Source organism: Frankia sp. CcCS3 (genome assembly GCF_977927575.1).
This window is the reverse complement of the sequence record NZ_CDWRCL010000219.1, coordinates 1-6,991: the sequence shown is the minus strand read 5'-3', so window position 1 is coordinate 6,991 and position 6,991 is coordinate 1. Positions and strand designations below refer to the sequence as shown.

4 protein-coding genes and 1 pseudogene are annotated in these 6,991 nt (G+C 73.4%); 2 read left to right on the top strand and 3 right to left on the bottom strand.

Translation table 11 applies throughout. The features are described 5' to 3' along the window. The 3 genes and pseudogenes from AC08OQ_RS16240 to AC08OQ_RS16230 form a co-directional block, all read right to left on the bottom strand. Nucleotides 1-541 (bottom strand): serine/threonine-protein kinase (locus AC08OQ_RS16240; RefSeq protein ID WP_476612167.1); only part of this gene is annotated, 541 nt, incomplete at its 3' end. Further along, nucleotides 532-2,727, bottom strand: coding sequence for a WD40 repeat domain-containing protein (locus tag AC08OQ_RS16235; protein WP_476601778.1), 2,196 nt, complete (start codon nt 2,725-2,727; stop codon nt 532-534). The genes AC08OQ_RS16235 and AC08OQ_RS16240, both read right to left, overlap by 10 nt. A 225-nt stretch (nt 2,728-2,952) precedes the next feature. Further along, a pseudogene (locus tag AC08OQ_RS16230) lies at nt 2,953-4,788 on the bottom strand (ATP-binding protein); the annotation flags it as partial. A 639-nt stretch (nt 4,789-5,427) separates the two neighbouring features. Between AC08OQ_RS16230 and AC08OQ_RS16225 the strand changes: the two are divergent. Together AC08OQ_RS16225 and AC08OQ_RS16220 are read left to right on the top strand one after the other, a co-directional pair. Then, nucleotides 5,428-6,225 (top strand): RNA polymerase sigma factor, encoded by a 798-nt coding sequence (locus tag AC08OQ_RS16225; RefSeq protein WP_476601776.1) that lies wholly within the window; start codon nt 5,428-5,430, stop codon nt 6,223-6,225. 72 nt (nt 6,226-6,297) lie between these two features. After that, nucleotides 6,298-6,991, top strand: a 694-nt coding sequence (locus tag AC08OQ_RS16220) for a hypothetical protein (RefSeq protein ID WP_476612166.1), incomplete at its 3' end; no start/stop codon positions are given.

The following is a 6,991-nucleotide window of genomic DNA, read 5'->3' as shown; positions in this document are numbered from 1 at the left end:
TACCGACGAGCGTGCTCGGGGCCGCACCGGAAGCGCCGATGAGCTTGGCGATCCCGAAGTCGGTGACCTTCAGCAGGCCGTCGGCGCTGAAGAGAATGTTGTCCGGTTTGATGTCGCGGTGCAGGATCCCGCCCGCGTACGCGCATTCCAGCGCGGCGGCGGTCGCCAACCCGATCGCGCAGACGACGTCGACGGTCAGCCCGTTCGCCGCGCGGGCCCGCACGGTGCCGCCCGCCAGCCGCTCCATGACGAGCAGGCACAGGTCCCCGGATTCGACGTAGTCGTAGAGGCGGACTATGCGGGGATGGTCGAGCCCGGCCAGCAGGCGCGCCTCCGCCAGGAACCGGCCGTGGGCGCCGCCGTCCGCCGCGCTGGTCGACAGGACCTTGATCGCAACGGTCCGGTCGAGCTGGCGGTGGCGACCCGCGAGAACGACGGCGTGACCGCCGTGCCCGAGCATGGCGGTCACCTCGTAGGCGAGGAGCGCCTCGGCCACCCGGTCGGTGATGAACCGTTCCGGCTCCGGTCCGGTCAGCCGCACGGCGGATCGTAGTCGAGGTCCGGCAGGTACTGTTTCCATTCCTCGCGGGTGAGCGGGTCGCCGGCCCGCGCGCACAGCCGCGTGACGACGCTCGCCGGGTCGAGGTCCCAGACGAATCCGATCACCTGGTAGGGCGCTCCGACGATGAAGGCGGTGCCCGGGGCGAAGGCGACCGCCGCGAAGCCGTTGTAGCGGCCGCTGAAGGTGGCGTACGGCACCGGGTCGGCCGGATCGGACATGTCCCACAGCCGCACCACACCGTTCGCGCCGCCGACGCCCGCCGCCATGAGCCGGCCGTCGGAGCTGAACTCGATGGAGTTGACGCCGGCCCCCAACCCGATGATCGAGGGCAGCGCGCGCGGGGCCCGGCGGTCCGTGACGTCCGACAGGGCGACCTTCGTGTCGAAGCTGCCGACGGCCAGGGTCCTTCCGTCCCGGCTGAAGGCGATGGTGATCAGGGCGCTGGTGAAGCCCATGATCGTGCTGATGCCCGCCGGTCGGTCCGGTGTCGTGATGTCCCACAACCGGATGGTCCGGTCGCCGCTCCCGGACGCCAGGGTGCGCCCGTCCGGACTGAAACTGACGGTGGCGACGTCGTAGCGGTGCCCTGCGAGGACGGACCGCTGCCGGGGCGTGGCCGGGGTGGAGATGTCCACCAAGGCCAGTCGGGCGCTCGTGCCGGCCAGCGCGAGGGTCCGGCCGTCCGGGCTGACCTCCAGGTCCTTGATCCCGCCGATGCCGGGATGGATGGTGGACAGCAGCCTGGGACGGCGGATGTCGGCGACGTCCCACAGCGTGACCGTGCCGTCGAAGTCGGTGGCGTAGTCGAGGCTGCCGGCGATGAGAACCCTGCCGTTCGGGGTGAACCGGACGCTGCCGACCGCGGCGTTGAATCCGGTCAACGTGGCGGCCGACACCGGCCGATCGGGGTTATGCGCATCCCACAGCCGGACGGTCTGCCCGTAGTCCCCGGTGGCCAGGACCCGCCCGTTCGGATGGACCGCCGTCGACCACAGGAAGCGGTGGTGCCCGACCAGCGTCGGCCCCGGCACGTCCCACAGGCGCAGGGCGCGGCCGTCGGCACCGGAGGCGAGGGTCCGCCCGTCCGGACTGAAGGCCAACGCCCACGGCTTCGACGCGTGCGGCAGGACCGCGATGGCGTCGAAATGGCGGGACGGATCGTAGATCTCGACCGCGCTGTTCACCCCCACGGCCACGAGGCCGTCCACGTTGACCGCCACCGCCTCGACCGATCGCACCTCGTCGATGACCTGGAGGGTGGTCGGCCGTCGCGGGTCGGTGAGATCGAAGACCCGCGCGGTGGTGTCGTCGCTGCCGGTCACCGCCGTCTTCCCGTCCGGGCTGATGGCGACCGCACGGACGGCCGTGTTCGCGCTGAGCACGACATTCGGGCCCGCCTCGCCCTTCAGCTCGCTCAGCTCTGCCGGGGCGGCGAGGTCCCGCACGTCCCACAGCAGAGCCCGGCCGTCGTCGCCACCGGTCAGCAGCTCGGTGCCGTCGGGACTGAACGCGACGGCACGGACGTTCGCGGTGTGGGCGGTGATCGCGCCGGCCGGCCGGATCGCGCTCACGTCGGAGACGTCCCACAGCCGCACCTGTGATCCGTACCCGCCGGTGGCAAGGACCCGGCTGTCGGGGCGGAAGGCCAGCCCGTGAATCGAGTCGGAGGCGCCGGGTAACGTCGCCGCGAGCACCGGGTGAGTGGGATCGGTGATGGTCCACAGCCGGATCGTCCGGTCGTCGCTCCCGGTGGCGACGAACCGGCCGTCCGGGCTGAACGCCACGGACTTCACCGCCAGCCGGTGGCCCCTGATCGTGCTGAGCGGGGTGCGGCGGGTGGAGTCTGACGCGGACCACAGGGCGACCGTCCAGTCGTCGCTCGCCGTCGCCACCAGCCTGCCGTCCCGGCTGTAGGCGACCGCGCCGATCGGACGGGTCTGCGTGCCGAGGTGACGGGTGGCGAAGCCGTAGTCGCTCGCGAACGTCGACAGCACGGCGCTGCGCGCCTCCGCCGTCGGCGCCAGCCGGTAGGCGACGGCGCCGAGCTGGGCGGCGGCCAGCGGGTCGGACCTGCGCAGCTGATCGGCCTGCCGGCCGATCGCCACCGACAGCGCCCGGTCCCGCTCGCCGGCGATCTGGGCCCGTTGCCGGAAGGCGAACGCCATCGCTCCACCGGCGATCAGGGTCAGCACCGTGAGAGCGGCGACGAGCTGGTGCAGCCGCCTGGTCCGCCGGGCCTCGGCCCGCTGCGCCGCCTGCTCGGCCGCGAGGGAGGCCGCCAGAAAGTCCCGCGCGACCGGGCTCAGTGCCGTCTGCCGCTGCCCGGCCTGCGCCCACTCCCGGACGGTCGCCAGCCGACTGCCGGTGAACAGGTAGGACGGGTCCCGCCCGCCGTCGTCCCAGGTGGCCGCGGCGTCGGTGAGCCGCTGTCGGGTCATTGCCGCGGCGCGATCGACCTCGATCCACTCGCGCAGTCGCGGCCACGAGCGCAGCAGCGCCTCGTGGGAGATCTCGACGGTGTCGGCGTCCACGGTGACGAGTCGGGCGGCGACCAGCGCGTCGAGGACGGCGGAGACGTCCTGGGCCGACGGCGAGTCCTGGGCCCACGGCGACGTGGACAGCAGCTCGGTGCGTGAGACGCGGCGGCGGGTGTCGTCCGTCCCATCCCCGAACTGGATCATCTGTAGCAGGACCTGCCAGGCCGCATCCTGGCCGGCCGCGTCCAGCGTGCCGAAGGTCTCCTCCGCCGTCCGGGCGATGGCCCCCCGTAGACCCCCGGCCCGCAGGTAACCGGCCACCGTCAGGGTGCCGTTCTCGCGTTCCCGCCAGGTGGCGCGCAGCGCGTGCGCGAGCAGGGGCAATGATCCGGGGTCGGCGACGACGCCGTGCTCGTCAGCGCCGAGGTCGTGCAGCATCAGATCGACCAGGCCCGGCTCCACCGTGAGCCCTACCGCCTCGGCCGGCTTCACGATGGCGTCGCGTACCTCCGCCGCGGTCATCGGCCCGACCACGACCTGCCCCGTCTGGAGCGCGTCCACCAGCTCTGGATAGGCCGCGCACCAGCCATAGAAGTCGGCGCGGACGCCGATGACGACGACCGCCGGTGGACGGGTGGCCCCGCCCCCGCGGCACGCGGCGACCAGCGCGCGGATGAACGCGCCGCGCTCCTCCTCGTCCGCGCACAGGGTGAACGTCTCCTCGAACTGGTCAACGACGATCACCACCCGCCGGGTGGGCGGGGCGGTCCCGCCGGCGGCCGGACGCAGGGCGAGCAGATCCGACAGCGCCCCGACGAATCGGGCGGGTTCCGAGACGACGTCGAGCCGTGCCGCTGCGAGCACGGACAGCCCGGCCGCCTGCGCCACCGTGCGGGCCAGCTCGCGGGCCGGGTGATCTGTGGGTGTCATCAGGACCTGCGGCTAACCGCGGGCGCCTGCCACTGCGCCCCGGGCGAGCGCCGGGAGCAGCCCGGCGCCCAGCAGCGACGACTTTCCCGAGCCGGAGGCACCGACGAGCACCAGCGGACCCGCGCCGTCCAGCCGTTCCTCCAGCCGCGACAGCGCCTCGGCCGTCGCTCGCTCCCGCCCGAAGAACCAGCGCTGCGTGCCGGCGCCGAACGAGGCGAGACCGGGATAGGGGCAGGCGGCCTCACCGGTGGTCACCCCGCCGTCCGGTGCGCTGGGAAGCCCCGCCGGCTGTCGCGGGGTGGGAGTCACCACCGGGCCGGGGCCGTCGGTGAGCACGGTGGTCGGCGCCGGCTCCAGGTCGGCGATCGGCGGGGTGTGCGCGGCGTTGCCGGCGAGGATCACCCCATCCGACCAGGCGGCGGCGGAATGCAGCACTGCGTTCCCGGCCGCGGTGAGACGTTGGGCGAGCCGCCGGGTCACCTGCCCGACGCTCAGCTCGACCGGGCCGTCCGGGTCGCCGTTGACGAGGAGCCGGACCAGGTCGGCGGACAGCGGCGGTCCGTCACCCGCCGCCGATCCGGTGTGCGCCGCCTGCCCGGTGTGCGCGGCCAGCGGCGAGGTCAGCACGAGCAGCTCCACGCCGTCGCCGGCCGCGGCCGCGTCGGCGCCGCCCCCCGCATCTTCACGAGGACCGGCAACATCCTCGCGAAGACCGGGAACGCGAGGTGGCACCGGCGGGACGGTGGAGTGGGCGGCCGTGGTCCGCACCCACAGACCATCGACGGCGATGAGCCGGGTGGCGGCCCGGCTCGTCGCCATCGTCGCCAGGACCGACGACAACGGTAGGGCCGTGTAGGCCAGACGATGGGGACGGCTGTCCGACACGGCCGTCGCCAGGCGGATCATCCCGTCGGCGTCGATGAGGACGATGCCGGCGTAGTAGACGAGGAGAGCCTCGGTGGCCTGCTCGACGGCCGCCGCGAGAGCCTCGCCGAGATCGAGCGGGGTCGCCGGGTCGACGACCGTGCGCAGGCTTTCCTCGGCCAGCCCGCAGCGCTCCACGAACACGCCGCCGACCGCCGCCACGGCCCGCGCTACCACGGCGCCGACCTCGCCCGCCCGGTCGGCGCCGGGCCCACCGAGCCCGCCCGTGCCGACGACGAGAACCCGCGCACCGGCGGATCCCAGAACCAACCGCGACGTCCGCGACGTCGATGAACGAGCCACAGCTCTCGCCCCGCCCCCCGCACCCGACACAAGCGGCCAGATGCCCCCGACCAGGTTAGCCAGCTGGCGCACCAACCATAGATCAATCCGACGGCGCCCGGGTGGAATGCCGCGGAACCCGAACATTATCCTCGAGCGTGGCTGAGTCTGACCGTGCCAGTGCGTTGTCGCTGTGCTATGAGCAAGCCTCCCATGTCCGGCCGTTCCGGGCGAGGTCGCATCATCTGCGCGGTGAGCGAGAGCGCGGAGCTGAGCGCAGATGCGGTCGCCACTGAGGGCATCCCACGACGATCATCTTTCTCGGCGGGGTCGGCCTCGGCGGGGTCGGCCTCCACGCCTGGCGGCCCGGCGGCGCTGGTGCCGACGCCGACGACCGGCCACCAAACCCGCACCGGGGTCGGCAGGCCGTCCGTCGAGGAGCCGGATCTTTCTTCGGCGGTGAGCGAGGCACGCCGCGGTGACGAGGCGGCCTTCAGGCTGCTCTATCGGACGATCCAGCCGGGTCTGTTGCGGTACCTGCGGGTACTCGTCGGTGACGAGGCCGAGGATGTCGCGTCCGAGACGTGGCTGCAGATAGCCCGGGACCTGCCGTCGTTCCGCGGGGACTTCGACGGGTTTCGCGGCTGGGCAGCCACGATCGCGCGTCATCGCGCGCTCGACCAGCTGCGCCGGCGATCTCGCCGCCCGCGCGGTGACGTACCGGTCGAGACGGTGATGATGGAGATGGCCGCGCCCGATGACACCGCCGGCGAGGCGTTGGAGGCGATGTCCACCGAGGCCGCCATGCGCCTGATCGCGGGCCTGCCGTTGGACCAGGCGGAGGCGGTGCTCCTGCGAGTGGTCATGGGGCTGGACGCGAAGACCGCGGGGCGGGTCCTGGGCAAGCGCGCCGGCGCGGTCCGCACCGCGGCGCACCGAGGGCTGCGCAGGCTCGCCGAACAGCTCGGCGAATGTGGGGTTACCGGGGCTGGTCGACCGGAGGCAGGTGAACCAGGTGAACATGGTCGGGGTGGCGGCGCGCAGCGATGATCATGGGTTCCGGTCAGGTGCAACACGGCCAGGTGTAACACCGGTGAGGGCTTCGACGCTGAAGGACGTGAGATGAGCACACACCGACCCCGTCGGATCGGCCGGGGCGCCGCGGAGCGGATGCTTCGCGGCGGCCCGGTCAATGCGGGGGCCGGTGCGGATCCCCTTGGCGACCTGCTCGCCGCCGTGGCCGCTCCGGCCCGCGATGGCGAGCTCGACGGTGAGGAAGCGGCTGTGGCCGCTTTCCGGGAGGCGCGTCTCGCTCACGTCACCCAGCCGCGGAGAGAGCCCATGTTCAAGTTGTTGCTCGCGAAGTTCCTGACCGCGAAGGTCGCCGCCGTGGCGGTCGCGGCCACGGCCGTCGGAGGCGTCGCCGCCGCCGCTGGCACAGGAGTACTGCCCGTCCCCGGTGTAGGTGGCAGCGCCGCCGTGTCCCCGGTGGCTACGCCCTCCGCCGAGGTGACCGCGCCGCGGGTCTCGGCGCCGAGCGCCGGTGCGTCCGTCTCGGCGTCGCTGCTCGCGCTGTGCCATACCTACACGGCCGACGCCGGCGCGGCTCTCAGTTCCCCGGACCTGAACGCGCTGGTCACGGCCGCTGGCGGCAGTGACCAGGTCGGCGCCTTCTGCGCGAAGGCCCTGCAGGCCGAGGCCGAGGCCGGCGCCGGGGTGGGTGCGGCCGCGGGGCCGGGTGGTGCGGGTCTCGGCGTCGGGGTGGGGCCGAGCGCGGGTGTGGATGCGAACGCCGGGCCGGGCGGCGCCGGTCTCG

Excerpts from the sequence above, each read along its gene's own strand:
- AC08OQ_RS16235 (WP_476601778.1), bottom strand. The coding sequence starts at position 2,727 with ATGGCGTTCGCCTTCCGGCAACGGGCCCAGATCGCCGGCGAGCGGGAC.